The organism is Amycolatopsis sp. A133 (genome assembly GCF_031082405.1).
Taxonomy (GTDB): Bacteria; Actinomycetota; Actinomycetes; order Mycobacteriales; family Pseudonocardiaceae; genus Amycolatopsis.
Map to the genome: position 1 here is coordinate 56,619 of NZ_JAVHJU010000059.1, position 19,062 is coordinate 75,680.

Annotated in this window: 7 protein-coding genes; 2 read left to right on the forward strand and 5 right to left on the reverse strand. The window is 67.0% G+C overall.

The genetic code is table 11. The features are described 5' to 3' along the window. Positions 1-890 precede the first annotated feature (890 nt). Positions 891-1,295, forward strand: a complete 405-nt coding sequence (locus Q5425_RS35430) for an effector-associated constant component EACC1 (protein WP_308676738.1) — start codon at positions 891-893, stop codon at positions 1,293-1,295. Between the two features lie 4 nt (positions 1,296-1,299). After that, complete coding sequence (locus tag Q5425_RS35435) at positions 1,300-5,475, forward strand: caspase, EACC1-associated type (protein ID WP_308676739.1); 4,176 nt, start codon at positions 1,300-1,302, stop codon at positions 5,473-5,475. A gap of 82 nt (positions 5,476-5,557) precedes the next feature. Here the strand turns inward: Q5425_RS35435 and Q5425_RS35440 are convergent, their stop codons facing one another. From Q5425_RS35440 to pglX, 5 genes are read right to left on the reverse strand one after another with little or no spacing between them, the layout of a single operon-like run. Continuing rightward, positions 5,558-7,663 (reverse strand): DEAD/DEAH box helicase, encoded by a 2,106-nt coding sequence (locus Q5425_RS35440; RefSeq protein WP_308676740.1) that lies wholly within the window; start codon positions 7,661-7,663, stop codon positions 5,558-5,560. Beyond that, positions 7,660-8,982, reverse strand: coding sequence for a BREX system ATP-binding protein BrxD (gene brxD, locus Q5425_RS35445; RefSeq protein ID WP_308676741.1), 1,323 nt, complete (start codon positions 8,980-8,982; stop codon positions 7,660-7,662). Before brxD ends, Q5425_RS35440 begins: the two co-directional genes overlap by 4 nt. Further along, a complete protein-coding gene (pglZ, locus tag Q5425_RS35450; protein WP_308676742.1) occupies positions 8,979-11,651 on the reverse strand; it encodes a BREX-2 system phosphatase PglZ in 2,673 nt (890 codons plus the stop codon). Before pglZ ends, brxD begins: the two co-directional genes overlap by 4 nt. Next, positions 11,648-15,436 (reverse strand): PglY protein, encoded by a 3,789-nt coding sequence (locus Q5425_RS35455; RefSeq protein WP_308676743.1) that lies wholly within the window; start codon positions 15,434-15,436, stop codon positions 11,648-11,650. Before Q5425_RS35455 ends, pglZ begins: the two co-directional genes overlap by 4 nt. Further along, entirely contained in the window at positions 15,433-19,056 is a 3,624-nt protein-coding gene (gene pglX, locus Q5425_RS35460; RefSeq protein WP_308676744.1) for a BREX-2 system adenine-specific DNA-methyltransferase PglX, read from the reverse strand. Before pglX ends, Q5425_RS35455 begins: the two co-directional genes overlap by 4 nt. Between the last annotated feature and the right edge of the window lie 6 nt (positions 19,057-19,062).

A 19,062-nucleotide genomic window follows, 5' to 3' on the forward strand; every position in this document is an offset into this window, starting at 1 on the left:
GACGTGCAAGAGAACACGGCTCCGGCTCGCGATCCGCTCGCCGCGGGTGCTCTGGGCGCTGTACGTGGACGAGCGCGGGGAGATCCTGGAGCAGATTTCGGTCGGGTATCCGCACGGTTGCCAGGGTGCGTACGCCCGGACCGCATCCTCTGCTCGCAGGCGATGCTGTGGACTACTCGTGTGAGCGTGTCTCAGCGACTGATCCCGGAAGCCACCTCCACGGCGGAGGCTTGACTGCCAACGGTCTGCAAGTGGGTTGGGACGGCACTTACCGAACGAGGCGATCTGGTCGATGACCAGGCTGTTGATCTGCTGGCAATGTAGAACGAGGGTGACCCGGAGGCGACGCTGAGTGCGAATGCAGCCCTGACACCGGCATTAAATCGCGGTCTCGGACCGACCGCCGCCCGCCTGTGTAGTCCGCTGCCGCCTGCCGGCGCAGACGACTTCGGTACTGCCAACGTTGCGGCTCCCGGCTACGAGCGTTCCCGAAGCAAAGTCGCCGATTGTTGTGATATTCACAGAACCGGCGGTCTGAATTGTAAACTTGCCGCAAGTGGCCTATCTGAACTATTCGTTATCCCGGTGTTTACCCCTCGATACCAGCGCGCGTATCCGTGCGATTCTTCTGGCTCGACTTCATCGCGAATCCACCTCGATCCTGGGCGCTGTACCGGGCGTGCGGTCCCATAGCTGACCGGCCTACCTGCTCGGGTGGCCGACGGCGCGGTGTGCAAGCCCCGTGCGAGCGCTCCAAAGGCGTTACATCGACTTTCCCACCGGATTTGCCTATTGCATACTGAATGGTAGCCTGGTATGGGCGTCATTGTATTGCTGTTTGTTCCGGGAACCGGTTCCGGGGTGAAGAACGGCGGTGGCATGATGGCAGAATGCCAGTGATCAACCAGAAGCCTGGTGACGCTCATGCGTCGGATCCGTCCGAGTTGCAGCTGGTCGTGAGTGGGGCCGGCGCAGACTCGCAGCTGCGTGCGCTGCGCGAATGGCTGCTCCGCGAAGACGACCTGCGGGGCTGCCTGGAATTGCGGCATCGAGCGGTTGCGCCCGATGAAATGGGCGGAGTCCTGGACCTGCTCGCGGTGACGCTGGGCACCGGCGGCGCGGGAGTTGTGCTCGCTCAGTCTCTCTCGACATGGCTGACGCAGCGAAGGACCGACGTCACGGTCACCGTGAAAGCGCGAGACGGCCGCGAGGTCACTGTGGACGTGCGGCGCGCCCGCGATCCTCAGGCAGTCATCCGGGAGGTCGCGTCCCTGGTCGAGCCCGACGAGGGCTGACCGGATGACCACTCCCTGGTTCCCGGAGGCAGGTAAGTGTCGGGCGGTCTTGATCGGCACGAGCACCTACGGGGCGGCGGATCTGACCGCCATTCCCGCGGTAGCGAACAACCTGGCAGCACTGCGGGACGCCTTGACGGACCCGACGACGGGGCTGTTGACTGCAGAACACTGCGCGGTCGAAGGCCTCGACAGGCCGACATCGCTGGCCAGGGTCGGTATGGCGCTCGGCCGTGCCGCCCGCGAGGCCACCGACGTCCTGGTGGTCTACTACGCCGGTCACGGACTGCTTGACGACGACGGAAGCCTGCATCTCGGGCTCGAGGACACCGAGCCACAGAACGTCGGCTATAGCGGCCTTCCGGTAGCGCGGATCAAGCAGGATCTGGGGCAGGCCCGCGCCCGGGCGCGGGTCTTGATCCTCGACTGCTGCTTCTCGGGCCAGGCGATTGCGGCCATGGCTACTCCCAGCAGCCTCGTGGCCGGTCAGCTCACCCTCACCGGGACGTACACCCTCACGTCCAGCTCGGCCAACGTTCCTTCCCACGCCCCGGCCGGGGCCCGGTACACGGCGTTCACCAGTGCGTTATTGAGCGCGCTCGCCGAACCCGAGCCCCGCACACTCGACGAGATCTACCAGCACGTGCACGGCCGGCTGGTCGGGCTTGGCCTACCCGCGCCTCAGCGTCGGGCGACGAACACGGCCGGTCGGCTGGCGCTCGTCCGCGGCGCTTCGGCTGCATCCGGGGGCAGTGGCTCGGAACCCGACGTAGAACCGGCTGTTGACCCGCCTCCCACGTCGTCACGGCCTCGGACGAGCACGTTGGCCCGGGTGCTTGCCGAGGCCGGATCCACACCGGCGAAGGCTCCCCAAGTCCGGCGTCGGTCGGGCGCGTCGCGGCCCGGACCGCGGCCGATGCCCGGGACCGACGCGGACCGCGCAGCGATCGTCGAGTTCTGGAGCACGGTGGAGATGTTCAGCCCGCAGCCGGTGAAGAAGGTGAGCCGGCGGGAGAGGATCAGTTCGGTGGTGCCCGGTGAGCCGTTGCCGTGGGAACCCGAACACGAGCTGGCGCGCTACCGGCTGTCCCCCAAGCAAGCCTGGCGGCACTCGGTCTACCTGGGCGTCTACCAGCTCGAGCCGGTCTTCGACTTCCTCAACTCGGTGTTTCCGCCGGACGAGACGAGCTATGACGAGCGCCCGGCGGGGGAGAGCGCCTTGGCGGCGTTCGTCGTCTCGGGAGCAGGGCGTCCGCTGGTCGACTCGCAGGTGCTGTCCGGCTGTGCGTGGGCGACCGGCCGCGTGCTGAACCCCGGGCCCGACGCGCCTGGTTGGCTAAGCGGATTCGAACGGACCCGGCTTGACTTCGCAGCTCTGTTCGAGGATCTCGTCACGCCCGGCGGGGAGGCGGTGCGGGAAGCCAGGCAGTCCGGACGGGTGCATGAGGTGGGGAACCTGGCCGACGAGGAATTGCTCGCCGGGTGCTTCCGGTTGGTCGAGGACCTCGTCCGGCTCGCCGGCGTGGTGCCGCACGGTGAGATCCGCGTGCACAGCCAGATCGTGGCCAAGCGCAACGCTTTTGGCGTGGACGGCCACGACTTCCTCAACAGCATGATCGCCGACGACCTGGTCGCCGTGGCGACGAGCGCCGCGCAGGGCGGTGCCGGAGCGGCTCTTCGCGACTACCTCCGCCCTGATGCCGAGCTGGATCTCGGAGCCCGCGTGGACGTGCGGGACCGACCGGTCGCTGTGCTGCACGCCACCGCGCCCGCACAAGTCCCGCTGGGGCGGTGGCCGAGCAGCCCGGACCACTCATTGGCACTCGGACAGCAGCTGGCGGTCACCAGCGCGGTGCGGCCGCGGGACGGCGCCGGGCGGATCTTCGCCGTCAACGGACCGCCGGGCACCGGGAAGACGACCATGTTGCGAGACCTTGTCGCCGCGCTGATGGTCGAGCGGGCTAGTGTCCTGGCCGGACTCAGCCGGCCCGACGACGCATTCACCGGGACCACTGAGACGTGGATGACCGGTGACTACAAGCGGGTGATCCACACCCTCCGGCCCCAACTCACCGGGTTCGAGATGGTCGTCGGGTCGGCGAACAACGGCGCCGTTGAAAACGTCACGAATGAGATGCCGGCGCGGGAGGCCATCGACGACCACTGGCGTCGGACGGCCGAGGAGATCGACTACTTCGCGGGCACCGCGTCAGCGCTGCTCGCTGCGGACAAGGACCCGTCGACCCGCGGCTCGCAGCCGGTCGACGAAGAACAGGGTGGTTGGGCCCTGCTGACTGCGCGGCTGGGCAACAAGAACAACCGCAGCCGGTTCGTTGACGCGTTCTGGTACCGCACACCACCCAAGCAGCAGGCCGGCGCGAACGACGCCACGCCGGAGGACGACGAAGACGAGGAAGCTACGGACTTCGACCACTCGCAAGCCGGTCTGTTGACCATCCTCAAGGACTACGAGCTGACTACGCCGTTCGAGACGTGGCCGGAAGCCGTGGCCGAGTTCAAGCGGGTGCTCGAGCGCGCCGAGGCTGGTCAGACCGAGCGTGATCGCGTCTACCGGGCTTGGTGTGCAAAGCCGGAGGCGGAGAAGCACTTGTGGCAGTGTCAACAGGAGCTGTCGTCCGCCGGCAGACGGCTTGACGGCATCCGCGCTCAGCTCGCCGAAGCGAACAATCGCGTGCAGGCCTGGTACGCGGAGGGCCGGCGCCTCACTGGGCTACGGATCGAACACCAGCGGTTCCGGCCGGGGTTCCTGGAGTGGCTTACCTCGTGGGGACGCGCCCTGCGGGAATGGCGAAACCGCGATGCGAAGCTGGCCGGAGAGCTCACCGCTGCCGAGCGAGCGTTCGACCTGGCCCGTGATGTGGGGGCCCGACTGGCGAACGAAGCCAATACCGCCGCCGGAGCACAAGCTCGCGCGAAGACGCTTACGGAGCGGGCTCAGCACGCGCTGAATACTCTGCTCGCCGAACTCACGCGCGCGGAGGCAGCCCTCGGACCGCACTTCCCCGACGACGGCTGGCTCGACGACCGGTCTCGCCGCGAGTTGACGGCGCTCTGGACCGACTCCGAGTGGAATTCGGCGCGGACGGAGCTGTTTCTGGCGGCTTTGCGTCTGCACAAGGCTTTCCTTCGGCACGTGCCGAAGAAGATGCGCCAGAGCCTTCAGGGCGCGATGGACGTGCTATCGAGCAGCGCACCGCGAGACCTGTCCCAGAACGCTGCACTGGCGGCGTGGCAGGCCCTGTTTCTGGTGGTTCCGGTGGTGTCTACGACGTTTTCTTCCTTCGCTCGCATGTTCTCCCACTTGGGCGCGGAGACATTGGGTTGGTTGCTGATCGATGAGGCCGGGCAGGCGACACCGCAGAGCGCCGTCGGAGCCCTCTGGCGCGCGAAACGCGCGGTGATCGTCGGTGACCCACTGCAACTCGAACCGATCACGACGGTGCCGTTTCGGGCCGAACAGGCCATTCGCCGGGAACTCGGCGTCGATGAGCAGTGGTTGTCGGGCCGCACGTCCGTGCAGCGCCTGGCCGACCGCCTCACGCACCTGGGGACGTTGCTGCCTTCGGACGACGGGAAGATTTGGGTAGGCGCGCCGTTGACCGTGCACCGTCGCTGCGACGAGCCGATGTTCGGAATCGCCAATGATATTGCCTACGATGGGCTGATGATCCACGGCAACACGGTGGCGCACGCCGACAGGTTCGCCGAGGAGTACCCGTCGTTACCCGAGTCCAAGTGGATCGATGTGGCCGCCAGTCACTCGGAGGGCCACTGGATACCTGCGGAAGGCCAGCAGCTCGACCGGATCCTCGCGGCACTCGGCGCGTTGGATTTCGACATGTCCGACGTGATGGTCATCGCGCCGTTCCGGGACGTTGCCGACCGAGTTCGCCGGCGCTGCGACCGCTATCCCGACCTGGTGGCCGGAACCATCCACACGGCCCAGGGAAAGCAGGCGGATGTTGTGATCCTCGTGCTCGGCAGTGATCCCCAGCGCCCCGGAGCCCGGCGTTGGGCGGCGAGCAAACCCAATCTGCTCAATGTCGCGGCCAGCCGGGCGAAACGTCGTCTCTACGTCATCGGTGACCGGCGAGCATGGTCCAGCCAACGCCACTTCGACGTGCTGGCCAGGCGCTTGCCCTTCTCGGCTCCGCGGTAGCTCGTCGAGGGGCAGACTGACTCAGGAACCGGCTTACCTTGTGCTGTCCGTCCAGCGCTTCTTCAGTGCGCCGCTGGTGTCCTCATCGAATGACGAACCGAGTGGGCTCGCCGAGTACCTCCGCCGCCGCATCCAGGTCGGCGAGCCGAGCTCCCAACGTTGCCATGGCGAGCCGGCGGGGAAGGGCTTCGCTGAACTTCAGCCCCTCCATCGCCCGCTCATCGATGTCCGGGAGACACAGGCGCTGCGCGGCATCCGTGACACCTGACTGCCACATTTCGCGGGCCAAGTCAGAACGGAGCCGGACGGACACATCGTCGAACCGTTGCTTCTCGTCGGCCAGGTGACCCAAGGAGGTGGCCAAGGTCGCGTTGGCGCGGAATCCGGCCCACGTCCACCAGCGCACGTCGGTGCCCTGCCTGCTGATCACTGTGCCGCCGGGGTGTACCGAAGCGAGCCGGTCCTCGCGCAGTTCCGCGATGACCCGCGTAGCCCGCTGTGTCAGCTTTACCGGCGGATCCTCGCCGAGCAGCACGTCACGCGCGGCACGCGACAGATCGAACCCCACGCCACCGATGCCCGAGGTCATCCAGCGTGCGCGGCCTCCCGACTCCGCAGGCTCCACGAAACACCGGCGGCGTTTCCAGTCGATCCACGTGACCTTCCAGCTGCGTCCGCCCAGCAACAGCAGACGGGGGCCATCGACCTTTTCGGTCAGCAACGCCGGATCGGTTCGGCCGATCTCGCGGCGCCCTTCGAGGACGGTGAACTGCGGCGGAGCGGTGAACACGGCGGTCATTCCCATGAAGTGCTGGCGGCCGAAGCGACGTTCGGCCTCCTCACCGATGAACAGGAGTTCACCGTCTTGGTCGAGGAAGCCCTCCTCAACGAGGTAACGGGTGATCGGCTCCGCGCTGCGGTCGAACGGCGCGAGCCCGTTCCATGCGTCGCTCCACAGCCGATTGCCGACCGAATTCTCCTGCAGACACAAGGCGAGGATCTGCTGGGCGACGATGTGACGAGGCTCGGGCGGCGCGTGCACCGGCTCGACGAAACCGCGGCTCCACAGCAGGACCAGCGCATACGCCCACAGCAGAGAGTTCTCGTCGAGGGCGAGAAAGAGACAGTTCCGTGTGCTGCCGGGCCGGCGACCCGTCCGGCCGAGGCGTTGGAGGAACGAGGCCACTGTGGACGGCGCGTTGATCTGGATGACGCGGTCGAGGTCGCCGACGTCGATGCCCAATTCCAACGTGGAGGTGGACACGATGACACAGTCTCGCGCTTCGGCGAATGCCAGCTCGGCTTGTCTGCGTTCGTCGAGGGAGAGAGAAGCGTGCGAAAGATAGGTCGTCACGCCTCGCTCGCGCAGCGATGCCCCGATTTCTTCGACCAACTGCCGGGAGTCGCAGAACACCAGACGTTTCTCACCGCGGTGCAAGGCCGCGATCACGGTGGCTGCGTTGTGCACCGAGCCGACGTAGTCGATCTCCACGTCGCCAGGCGGAGCCGCCCCGGACGCTATCTTGATGTCGGGGGCCACCACACAGCCTTCTCGCGTGGCGCGGTTCGAACCCTGCAACCAGGTCACCAGCTCGTGCGGATTGCCGACCGTTGCCGAGAGCCCGATGCGCTGGATCGGCGCGCCGGTGATCCGGGTCAGGCGTTCGAGGACGGCGAGCAGGTGCCATCCGCGGTCGTCGCCAGCGAACGCGTGTACCTCGTCGACCACGATCGCCCGCACACCGGCGAAGAGCTGCTTGTGATCGACGTTGACGCTGACCAGCATCGCCTCGAGCGACTCGGGCGTGGTGAGCAGCAGGTCGGGCGGGTCGCGAAGGATCGCGCGGCGGGCGCTCGCCGTGACGTCGCCGTGCCAGACCCCGACTCGCCGGCCGAGCCACGTCGCATAGGTCTCGAGCCTCGGCGACAAGTTGTTCAGCAACGCCTTGAGCGGGCACACGTAGAGCACCGACAGACCGGTCCAGCGCTGTTCTTCCATCGCGGTCAGCAGCGGGAAACTTGCCGCTTCCGTCTTTCCGCCGGCGGTCGGGGCGAGCAGCACCGCATCGTCTCCACCAAGGACCGGCTCGATCGCCTGCTCCTGCAGCGGCCGCAGCGACCGCCAGCCCAGGGTGTTGACGATGTGGTGCACCAGCGCGGGATGCAGCCGCGCCAACGCCTGGGTCACGGCAGATCCAGCTCGACGTCGTCGGCGCTCGCAGCAGCGTTGCGCTCGGACTCAGTCAACTCCGTGTTCGACACGGTCAGCGCATAGTGGACCCGGGGATCGAAGTCATCGAACTCGTCGACGCGGTCCAGCACATCGGCCACCAGCTTGCGCAGATACAGCCGTGGCGCGACACCCCCTTTGCCGCCGAGCTGACCGGTCAGAGCCGAGGCCAGGGTCCGCAGGTAGGCGTCGTCGATCAGCGCGGCGATTCGATCGGGATGCTGCGCGACGCTTGCATACAGTTCGCGAACCTGCTGTCCCAGCTCGACAAGCCGATTCAGGTCGAAGCCCAGCAGCCGCAGCTGCACGGCACGAGGGGAGTCGAACCGAGCGTCGGTACCGAAGTCCGTCGCCAGCCGCTGGGCCAGCGGTGGCAGGCGCTGGACACCTTGCTGCCCGTCGAAGAACGCCGGCGTGCCCGTCATGACGACAAAGAGTCCCGGGAAGCGCCCAGCATCGATTTCGTCGAGCAGCTGCCGGAGCGCATTGAGCCCCTTCTCCCGCACGTCACCGCGCACACGCTGCAGTGTTTCGGTTTCGTCCAGTACGAGCAGGAGACCGGGGTGCCCGCAGTCCCGCAACACGGTCAGCAGCCCTTGGAGGAAGCCGAGCGCACCGAAATGGTCGAGGTCGCCGCGCACTCCGGCGGTCCGGCGAGCGGCCGCGGCGACCGACTTCTGTCCCCCGAGCCAAGCGATGAGAGCCTCCGCCGTGGCGTTGTCGCCGGCAGTCACCGCCTGCTGGTAGCCCCGCAGCGCCGCGGCGAACGCCGGGGTGGTCCGAGCGACTTCCGCGAGGCGTTGCTCCATCAGCTGCCCAACAGCCGCGGTCAGGGCCTGTTCGTCGTCCTCGGCGACGTCGCCGGTCTCGAGGACCTGCTCCTCGAGAGTGTAGAGCCAGGAATCGACGACTGCGCGCAAAGCGCTGGGCTGGTGGGTGGCAGTGGTCAGCCGCTCGGTCAGGCGCCGGTAGACGGTCTCCAGCCGGTGCAGCGGTGTTTCGGTCTCGGAGATCTGGATCTCGGTGGTCGCCAGGCCCCGGCGTTTCGCGCGCTCGGCCAGCCAGCGCGTGAAGAACGTCTTTCCGGATCCGTACTCACCACGCACGGCGTGGAAGGCCGCACCTCCGCGCGCCACGGTTGCCAGATCGTCCTCCATGGCGCGGGCGAACCGGTCCAGGCCGACAGCCAGCAAGTCGAGCCCCGACTGCGGCACGGTGCCGCGCCGCAGTGCGTCCACCGCCTCGCGTCGCCGCGCCTCACTCGCCTGGACGGTCATCGCACTCGCACTCCGAACTGGGTCTGAAGCATTTCGCGATCAAGCTTGACGCTCCGATCTCCGTCGCGCAGCGTCAGCACGGGGTAACCATCGACGTTCACCAGGCGCTCCAGGGTCCTGACGAAGAATTCCGGACGGCGTGCGGCCCGGCCGACCCGCTCCGCGACCGCGCTGAGCGACAGTGATCCGTCGGCATCGAGCAACGCGTCGATCACGGTCGCCACGACCTGCTTGTCCGGCGCCTTCGGCACGAAGGCCCGTTGGGCTGCGTAGAGCTCGGTGGCCACGACCTGCGTACCGACGGATTCGACCGGCGCGTCCACCGCGAACAGCGGTACGGCCGAGTCGGGTTCGGGCTTGCGACGGCCGAGCTTGCGAGCCGGCGTGGGCTGCTCCGGGAGCACCGTGCGCCGCTGCTCCCACCAAGCGGGGGTCACGGCCTCGGGAGAGAGGACGTGCCACCCGGCCGGCACGAGGTCGTCGGACGGCAGGAGGACCAGGACGGGCACGATCATTTCGGCGAGCGACGCGCCTCCGTGGTAGCCGGACTTCCGGGCGGTGTAGCGGATGTCCTCGCGCCATGGCACAGTCACCCGGCCGTCGCCGAGCAGCACGCGCGGTCCGGCCAGCTCGACCTCGCCGTTGCCCGCCGGTCCAGTGCGCCATCGTGCCGACGTCCCCTCGGCCTTCGACGGCTTCTCCGTCGGCCGTTGCAGGACGTGCCCGTGGTCGGATACGAGCACGACCGGGCGCCCATATCCCCTTGCGGCGTCCAGGAGTTCACGCAGGTAAGTGACGTCGCGGATCGACCAGCCGGCGCGCTCGCCCTCCTGACCGTGGTCCAGGGCGTCGTCGATCGTGTTGAGGACCACGCCGACGACACCGTCATCGGCGAGCGCGGTCAGCAGTCCTTCGGAGAGCCGGTAGCCGGCGTCGCCCGCCAGGTCGTTCTTGTGGAACAACGCGGCTTTGCGCCGGTGTTTCTGCCAGAACGCGGTGAAGCCGGCTCGCTCGGCCGATTGGTCGCCGGCCTTCGGCACTCCGGAAAGCAGGCTCGCGCGGCCCACCTGGGTCACCGAGGGGAACACCGTGACCGCGGCGACGCGTTCGCCCTGGCGCGGCGAGGCTTCTCGCCATCCTCCGGTAGCGGCTTCCTCGCCGATCGCGGTGGCGATCGCTGCGCTCATCCCGTCGAGGACGATGACCAGCGGTGCGCGCCGGCTCGCGACCGGGCGAGCGACGGTGTCGAGGACGTCCTCGATCAGCAGGCAGCCGCCGGGATCGATGCGCGACGCGCGGGGAACCCAGCTGGCCAGTCGCGCGGCGAACTGCTCGTCAAGCCGGTCTCGCCGGGCGCGGGCAGCCTCGTGCAGGGCTCGGTACGCCCGAGCGACGGCCGGATCGCCGCCGGTGTCGCCGACCCACAATGTTGTCAGGGCGCGGTCCACCCACGCCCAGTCCATGACCTGCCGGTTCGCGGCGACCGCGACCGAGCCGATGTCCGGAAGCGGCAACGCGAGCCATCGGTGGACTCGTACCGCCATCTCCGCCGCTTTGAGCCGGTGCGGTTCCAGCCGCGCCAGCCCGTGGTCGCGGACTTCGTCGAGCGCTCGCTCGACCGCGGTGATGCTGCCCTTGACGGGGGCCGGTGACAGCGCACTCGCCAGCGTGCCCAGCGCCGCCGCGTAGCTGGACGGCAGGAACCGGCTGTCGCGTAGAGCCTCGGTGAGGTGGGCGCTCGCGGCGAGCTGCTCGGCGCGCCTCGCGACGTCGAGGATCCGGTCCCGGGCGAGCTTGCCGCCGGACTCGGCCTCGCTGAGCCAGCGCTCCAACGTTCCTTCGACCGCGTCGGTGAAGGCGCGCAACGCCGGCGGCCGGACGCCGGCCAGCAGCCCGCCGAAGGCGAGCGCGGCCTCCGGGGAGGCATCCGGCTGGGTCGCCACCCTGCCGACCAGGCCGAGCGGCATGGCGTCGGCTGCCTTTCCCGCAGCCGCCAGCCGCAGGACGATCGGAGCGACTTCGCCGACCGAACCGGCCAGCCAGTCGGTCATGCCGGTCTGCTCGACTTCGGCGAACCGCGCGAACCGGTCTGGCCCGGTCGAATCGAGCGACCAGGCGAGCATGGCACCGGCATCGAGCGCGTCCTCGCGCAGCGTGCCGATACCGAGCCGGGCGCCGATCAGCGTGCGCATGGCCGTGTCGCGCGTGAGCACCGACCCGCTGCGGGGCCAGCCACCGGGCGGTTCAGCCTCGAGCAGCGCGTCGATCAGCCACGGCTCGGCGCGAACGCGCGGGTCGACGTCCGCGGCACCGAATCGCTGCGCCACGATCCGGGCCCGGTCTGCGGTTTGGGTGGAGCGCCCGAGCGCGTAACCCAGGATGTCCCAGCCGAGCTGGGCGTCGTCGACGCTCGTGGTCACCACGAGGACGTCGTCGGCGCCGCGCTCGGCCTGATGCCGCTGCCACGCTTCGACGATGCCCAACACGGAGTGTTGATCGGTGACGTGCACCCGCTTTCGGTCCGCCTCGGTGCTCAGGGCGAAGTCGCTGCTCCCGTCCTCGTACCGGCCGTAGATCAGCACAAGCCGACGCTCCTTGGCTCGCGGCAGCCAGTCCGTGAGCAAGGTTTCGATCATCCGCTTGGTCAGCTGCGGCGGTGCGGTGGTCACGACCGATCCTCGTGGACGATGCGCCAGTCCAGGACGATCTCGACGCCCGGATGGTCCTTCGCGTAGTCGCGAATCTCGGTCGAGAAGTCGTCCAGAATGGCTTGCAACCGTTGTTCGACGACGCTGGTCGTGATCCGGCGTGCGGCCGGCTTCGCTTGCCCGCCAACCGGTTGCGCGTTCTCCTCAGAACGGGACGACGGCGAGTCCAGCGGCAGACCCTTCTGGACCGGTGGGAGGGAAGGTGCAGGGGGAGGGGGCGCCACAGCGGCGAGCCCCGCGGCTTCCTCGATCAGCGTGACGGCGCGTCGGCGGACACCGCTCAGCACCGGCGGCAGCGAGCGGGTGAACTCGTCGACGGCTGCGGTGTCGCCGATGTCGGCCAGGAGCCGCCCTGCCTGCGCGTCGACCGAGTCCCCGCGTCCGACGAACCGGCGGACGGATTCGACGAGGTCCCACTCGACCCGGTCGAGGGCATCGAGCACCTGCGGCGCGGTAGCGATGGCATTGCCCAGCACCTGGTCGTTTACGGTGTCCTGGGCGGGTTCAGCCAGTTCACGCACGATCGCCGTGGCGTCGCGAGTGGCCGAGAGCCGGGCGAGCAGGTTGGCGGCGTAGCGCGCGATGGTGATGCGAGCGGCGGTCGCGGGCACACCTAGCTGATCGGCCCGCGTCTCCAGCGTCCGGCGGAGGTTGTTGACCGCTGTTTCGAGGCTTGTCACCTTTTCGCGCACGTCGGAGGCGAGGCGGTTGACGTTGCGCGCGACCAGGTATTCGGGCACGTTCACCCCGAACAGCACCGACGCCCGGGTGCGCGCGGTGGCGAACTCGTCCGACGAGGGGAGTTCCTGAGCCCGCAACGCGTGTCCGGGACCGATCTTGTCCAGCTCCGGCGCCTCGCGCAGCGGTGAGCCGTGCATGACCCAGGCGCGGTCGGACAGCAGTGCGTAGGTCGCGATGATCAGGTTGGCGACCGCCTTGTCCAGCCCGGTGTAGCCGAGCTCCTCGATCCACGAGCGGATGTTCTCGACGGAGTAGTCGCCGTCCACCCCGTGCTGTCCGGCCGCCTGATCGATGCGACGCCGCCACTCCGCGGAGACGTTGAGCGGCCCGTCGGAGACCTCGCCGAGCTCGAGCGGATGCACGATCCGCCGGACCAGCCCGAGCTGCGACCGGTCGACCACGATGCGGCGCTTGCCCTCCTCCATGGCCTGTGTGATCCAGCCGAGGACGGTCTTCAGCTCGCCGACGGTGATCGCCTTGCGGTTCCCGGTCGTGTCGAAGTTCGGGTGTTTCGGGTACAGCGCGGAGAACAGGCCGTCCGCGAGGGCGAGCCCGTTCTGCTCGAAGCCCGCGCCGGCCAGCAGCCGTGGCGTGTGCCCGGGCTTCAGCGACAGCACGTGTCCCTCGTCGCCGACCTGCGCGCCCAGCGTGGACTCTTCGGCCCGCGCGATGCCGTAGACCTGCATCAGGGACGCGGTGAGCTGTGATTCGAGGGTGTCGGCCTGGGCCTGCAGCTGGTGGCGGATCTTGACCCGGTTGTCCGCGGACATCTCCCCGGCGTAGTCGTCGAGCCGGTTGCGCTCAAGCAGGTACCGGATCTTGAGCAGCCGGCCCAGCTGGTTGGACTTCTGCGTCGACAGGAAATGCGGGACCCAGGTGATCGTGGCCGCGACGAATTCCGCCCGCTTGAGCCGGTTCACCCGTGCGATGTCGTCGCTCGGCGGGTGGCCGTGCTGGTCGAAGGGATAGTCGAGGATGATCCGGATCCGGCCTGGCACGCTGGGCTTGAACTGCACGTCTGGGAGGTCCTGGCTGTCGCGGATGTTGGCGAACACGAACTCCGCGGTGCGGCGCGTGCCCTTCCAGACGACCTCGCGCTCGCAGACGAACTCCTCGGCATCGCGGATGCCGAGTTTCTGCCACAGCTGTCGTTTGGTCCAGATCCGGCGGACGCCGATCGAGTCCTGCTCGCCGACGGCGTCCAGCAGCGGTTCGATGTTCAGATCGGACAGTTGCAGGCGGAACACCGGGTCCTCGTCGCCTTCGGAGCGCAGCTCGCCGAACTCCGCGGCCAATTCACGCAGCCGGCCGACCACCATCGTCCCAGGCGCGACGGTGCGCGAGCGGATGGAACCGTGGTTCAAGGCCGCCAGCCGCGCCCCGGTCAACCGGGCCAGCGCGGACACGTTCGGCGCCAGCGCGGCCAGCATCAACGTCTTGACGAACTGGTCGTCGGCGACGAAGCGCGGGTCGCTTTCGCTGCCGTACTTCTCGAGCAAGTGCGCGCGCACCTTCGCGTGGAACCGTTGCGCGGTCTCGGAATCCTGCCGCAACCGCTCGGTGAAGGGCTCCTGGGTGCCGTCCGCGAGGACGTCCCAGAGGGCACCCAGGGGAATCAGCTCACCGAGCTTCATGTCGGCGCGGCGCCGGTACAGCATTTCCTGCAGGAGCTTGAGACCGGTGCGTTCGCGCTGGAGCGCCCCGGACAGCGCGACGAGCACGTTGAGCAGGGCGGGAGAGAGCGGGTAGACGTCCCGGAAGTCCGTCCAGTCGGCGCCGGTGGCGCCGTTGGCGTCCAGCAATACGTCACGGACCGCGGAGTTCGTGGACTCGATGGCGGTGAACGCGCTTTCCAGCGCGGTTTTCGCCTGCGGCGTTTTCGGTTTGAGGACGCGCTCCTTGATGATCGCCGGCAGGTTGCGGTCTTCGAGCGAGATGATGTCGAACCGCTCGGCCAGGTACTGCACCTGTGCCTCGAGGTTCTTCACGTCCGCTCCGGTGACGTCCTCGCCGACGAGCTTGGACAGGTCTCGCTGGCGGGAAATGAAGGAGACGATCGGCAGCGCGCGGTCGGCGTTGCCCGATTCGATCAGCTTGACGAGCTTGCTGACTTGCGTGTTGACGAATTCCTGATCGGCCATGTGCGACTGGAGCCACAGGATCAGCTCGTCGAGGAAAAGGAGCAGTCCGTCGTAACCGAGGTCACGGGCGTGGCGGCTGATCACCGACAGGCCGTCCTCGAGCGGGATGAACGCGTTGGCGTCGCCAGTCGCACCCCGGATATAGGCCGTCATTGGCCCGGACAGCAGCGCCGAGACCAGGGCGTCGCGCACCGGGTCGCCCGCGGGAGCGCTGAACGCGTGATCGAGTTTGGCGGATGTCCAGCTGCGGACAGTGGTTCCTTCGATGACGTCCAGGTCGTCGAGGTCGTCGTCAGCGGCCGGAGCTTCGCTGCCCAGCCATTCGGCGAACCTGGCGTCGTCGGCGAGGAACTCCCGCTGTCCCTGGGCGTCGACGAGCATCGCGTCGGCGCGGTAGACCGGCGGAGTGGGCTTCCCGGGGTGCAGGTCGCGGACGGTGCGGACGTAGCCGCCGAGGATCGCCGAGTCGATGTCGGTCTGACCCACCAGGTGATAGGGCACCATGAGGAACTTCTTGCCGCGCAGCCAGTCGTCGTGCTCGGCGATCACAGGCTGCAGCCCGGGCTTGGCGCGGGCGACCGGAGCGTTGTTGAGCACCGCGTGCAGGACGGTCAGGAAGTGGCTCTTACCGGAGCCGAACGAGCCGTGCAGGTAGGCGGCGTGGGAAGCCCCGTCTCGTACGGCGGCCCGCACGAGTGACAGCGCCTTGCCGAACGCCTGTCGGAGCTGATCGGTCACTACGTACTCGGCGACCCGGGCGTCGGTCTCGACGAACCCCTTGGTGAGGTCGATCTTGAAGTTGCCCGCGTGGACGGAGTCCGGGATGTCGATGACGTCCCGGAGGTACATCTCGGTGCCGCTCACTGCTGATCACCCTTTGCGCTGCTGCGGCGCCCGCGCCGCGAAGCCTCGGGACGCCATGCGGTCAGGTCCTTGATCGCCAGCTGATGCTTGGTCAACTGCTCGTCAAGAAAGGCTTGATATTCGTCGGCCGGTACTCCGCCCCACTCGGCGTCGTACTCGCCGTGCCACTGCTTGACCCATGGCATGACCTCGGCGAGTCCGGCCAGCAACGGCTTCAGACGCTCGGCTTCCCAGCCGGCTTCCTGGGTGCGGTCGTTGATGACGTTGACCAGGGCCTGTGCTTGGTCCTTGTGGTCCCAGCCGGCCCAGCCGAGCAGCAGCGTCGGGTCGCCGTCCGGGCTTGCTTCGGGGTAGGAGATAAAGCGTTCCTTGGGTACGTCGAGCTTGCCGCGCTGGGACCAGTAGCTGATCTTGCGAAAATCAGCAGAGGTGTACTTCGGCGGCACCGGGATGTCGAGGCGCTCGCCGGTCTTGTCTTCTTCCCGCTGCTGCTCCCAGACCTTCTCCCACTGCGCGCGCTTGCGCAGCCCCAGGTCCCTGTAGCGCATCGCGGGGAGGAACGGGACATGCTCGTCTGCGATGATCTTTTCCAGGACCTGGGCCAGCGTGAGGTCGCGTTTGTCGAGGTGGTCGGTGGCGTAGAGCTGCGCGACGGACTGCATGTCAGCGTCGTCTTTGAACGCGTCTGCGAGCTGACTGATTGTTAGTACTCGCGGTTGTTCGAAACCGTCACGCAGGCTGTACCAGAGGTCGCGTCGCTCGCAGCGGTCCAGCAGCCAAGTTTCGAGCGCTTCGGCTTCCTTCTTCTCCCACGGCTGTGTCGCCCAGCGTCGCTTGCATTCCGGACGCTCGATCAGCGCGATGTCGCGGCGCTGCTCGATGATATCGATCCGTGCCTGTACGATCGCTCGGTACCACTCTGGCCAACGCGCGGGCATTTCGGTGACAGGCGTGGAGCCGTGGCGTTCGAACCACGCAGTCTCAATCTTGCCCGCAGCAGCCTTGCGTGCCAGCACGATTTCAAAGGCCCGCTCGCCAAGGTGGATCTCGGGAACATCGTCGCGGTCGGCGGCGGTGACCCGCGCGAGATCGCCACCCATCAGCAGCTCGTACAGGCGGTAGGTGTGCCAGTCGAGCTCTTCCTGCAGCGCGATCATCCGGCTCCGAACGCGCTCGTGCTCGCGTCGCGTCGCGTCGCGTCGCGCCCGCGACGGCACCTCATGGCCGGACAGCGCGCCTGGAGCCTGAGCCGCGAGATGCTGGGCGAGGGAATCCATGGTGCGGCCGAACTCAAGTGGCAGCTCACGCGGCAGCGGGAAATCCTGCAGCTTGGTGCTCGTGAACTCGTACCGCTCTTCCCATTCTTCGTCCTGGTGCCCGCGGCCGAGCCCGCTGCCACCCTTCCCCTGACTCACTTGCTTGAGCCAGAAGCACGCCGTCGACGAGTTCAGTAAGGCCAGCAGCGCCAGATGGTCATCCTCGCTCGCCCTCTCCGGCAGCTTGATCACCGGCGCTGACTGCTTGAAGACTTTTCCGCCCCGGTCAAGCACGAAGTGGTTATGTGTCGCCACAAACGCAAACGCGATTCCCATGGCGATTGAGAACCGCTCCGGGTGCCAGCGGCTCCATTCATACCAGGTCAGACCGATTTCTTCGTGGGTACCACCCGGTTCGCGGCGCTCTCGGAGATGAAAACGATGCAGCCAGAGGTGATGCGCCATCGGTCGATCACTCAGATCTGCTTTTAGGTCTGAATCGTATGGGAATAGGGCCTCGGTTGCGGCTGTAAGGTGCCAGTCTCGGACTACATCTCCCTCGACTAGTGGAATGAAATGATCGGATCGAACTCCTTGACGTCTCCAGGACTTGATAGGGGTGAAATATACCTCGTCGCTACCGGTGTGAGCAGTCCTGCCAGTGAGTCGAATATTTTCTACAAATTTTCTTTTGGCAGCAGACTCTATTTTGGTGAATAACTCTGAAGCTCCACCGCCGCTAAGTGACCACGGATGACTTGACAGGGTTGATCGTTCAATGTCTTCGACAGAAATCCAGTCGGACTCGCTGCCTGGTTGGTCAAGTTGCTCAACAATTGCTGACCAGGTCAATCCCTTTGCGGGGTTCTCCGGTTGACGCGGCTCGCCTCGGACGCTGAGAATGGCCCTGATTGGGTCGTTTTGGCGGTACTGGTGGTTGCGACCGACAAGGATCACTGTCGGTGTCCCGTGTCCTGGAATGTAAGCGCCTGAGGTGTCGATAACGTGGGTCAGGTTCACGGTCTTGAAGAAGCTCTCGATGAGCTTCTTTCCAAACTCGCGCTTCATGAATGAGTTCGCGGTAATTTGACCAACAAATCCGGCGTTGCGATCGTTGCCGTCGCGGCGGATCGCGAGCTGGAACAGTCGCTGCGCAAAAGGTACCGACAATGCGAACGCGCCGGAGCACGCATCATAGCCGTCGCGGTAGTTCTGGTTTTCCCGCTTGTCTTTGACAGTAATGTAGGGCGGGTTGCCGGCGACAACGTGGTAGGACGCCCGACCCAGGAAGTCGCACGAATTGATGAACTCGTCGACATCTTCGGTGGCGTACGTGTGGGGCTTGTCGGATGGGAAAAATTCGCCCTGAACTCCTGGTGCGCCTCGGCCGTGCATTAGGGAGTCACCGGCTGCGACGTTGACTGGGAACGTCGGGGCAGCTGCCAGGCGCGTTTCACCCGTCGCGCGCAGCGCCACGACAAGCAGGCGGAATCGCGCGATAGACACCGCGAACGGGTTCTTGTCGCAACCGTGCACCGACTCCAGTGAGCGCTTGATCAGCTCCCAGTCGTCGGTTCCGGGCTCTGCGTGGCGCCACTTGGCAAGCAGGCGCTTAAAAATGCCGAGTAGGAAGTGGCCGGAGCCGCAGGCAGGGTCGATCGTCCGCAGGCCCTTGAGGCCGAACTCCCTGACCGCCGGCTCCAGCGTCAGGTCGAGGATGAACTCCTCGACAAACTCCGGGGTCTGCAGCAAGGCAAAGGTCTTGCGGGCGTGCTCGGAAAGATCTTGATAGAGGTCGCCGAGAAAGCGGGTGTCCCACTCGGAATCGGTGAAGTCGTAGCGGAGCTCTTCGTCGGGACGCCGCCAGAACTTCAGCAGCGACGTTGCAGCCTCGTACGACGGTGTGATCTCCCACAGGGGGTTATGCCGCTTGTCGAAAAGCCCGGCCGCAGTGGGGTGAGCGTCGGCGATGTGATCGAACGCAGCGATCAGCCAGTCGCGGTCGTTGTGACCCGTGAACTTGCGGTTGTATGCCTCGTGGTGTTCCTCGGCATCTTTGAGCCGCTCGCCGGGGCCGGAGATGAACGGCCGCTCAATGAGCCCGTTGTCCTCGCAGAACCGCACGAACACTGTGCCGAGCACCCACGCGGCCGCGACCTGGGTGACCCGGGCGTCGAGCCATGACTCGTACGTAGCAGCAGTGCGCTTCTTCTCATAAGCGTCGTCGTACTCGGCCCGCAACGCGGTGGCGAACTCGGGCTCTTCGCCGGCGCGCACGCGAAGATCGTCCTCCAACAGTAGCACCTGGCGCTGCAAGTCCTTCACCAGCTGCTTGCCGTCCACCGCGCGCCCTGCCGTTGTCACGAGTAG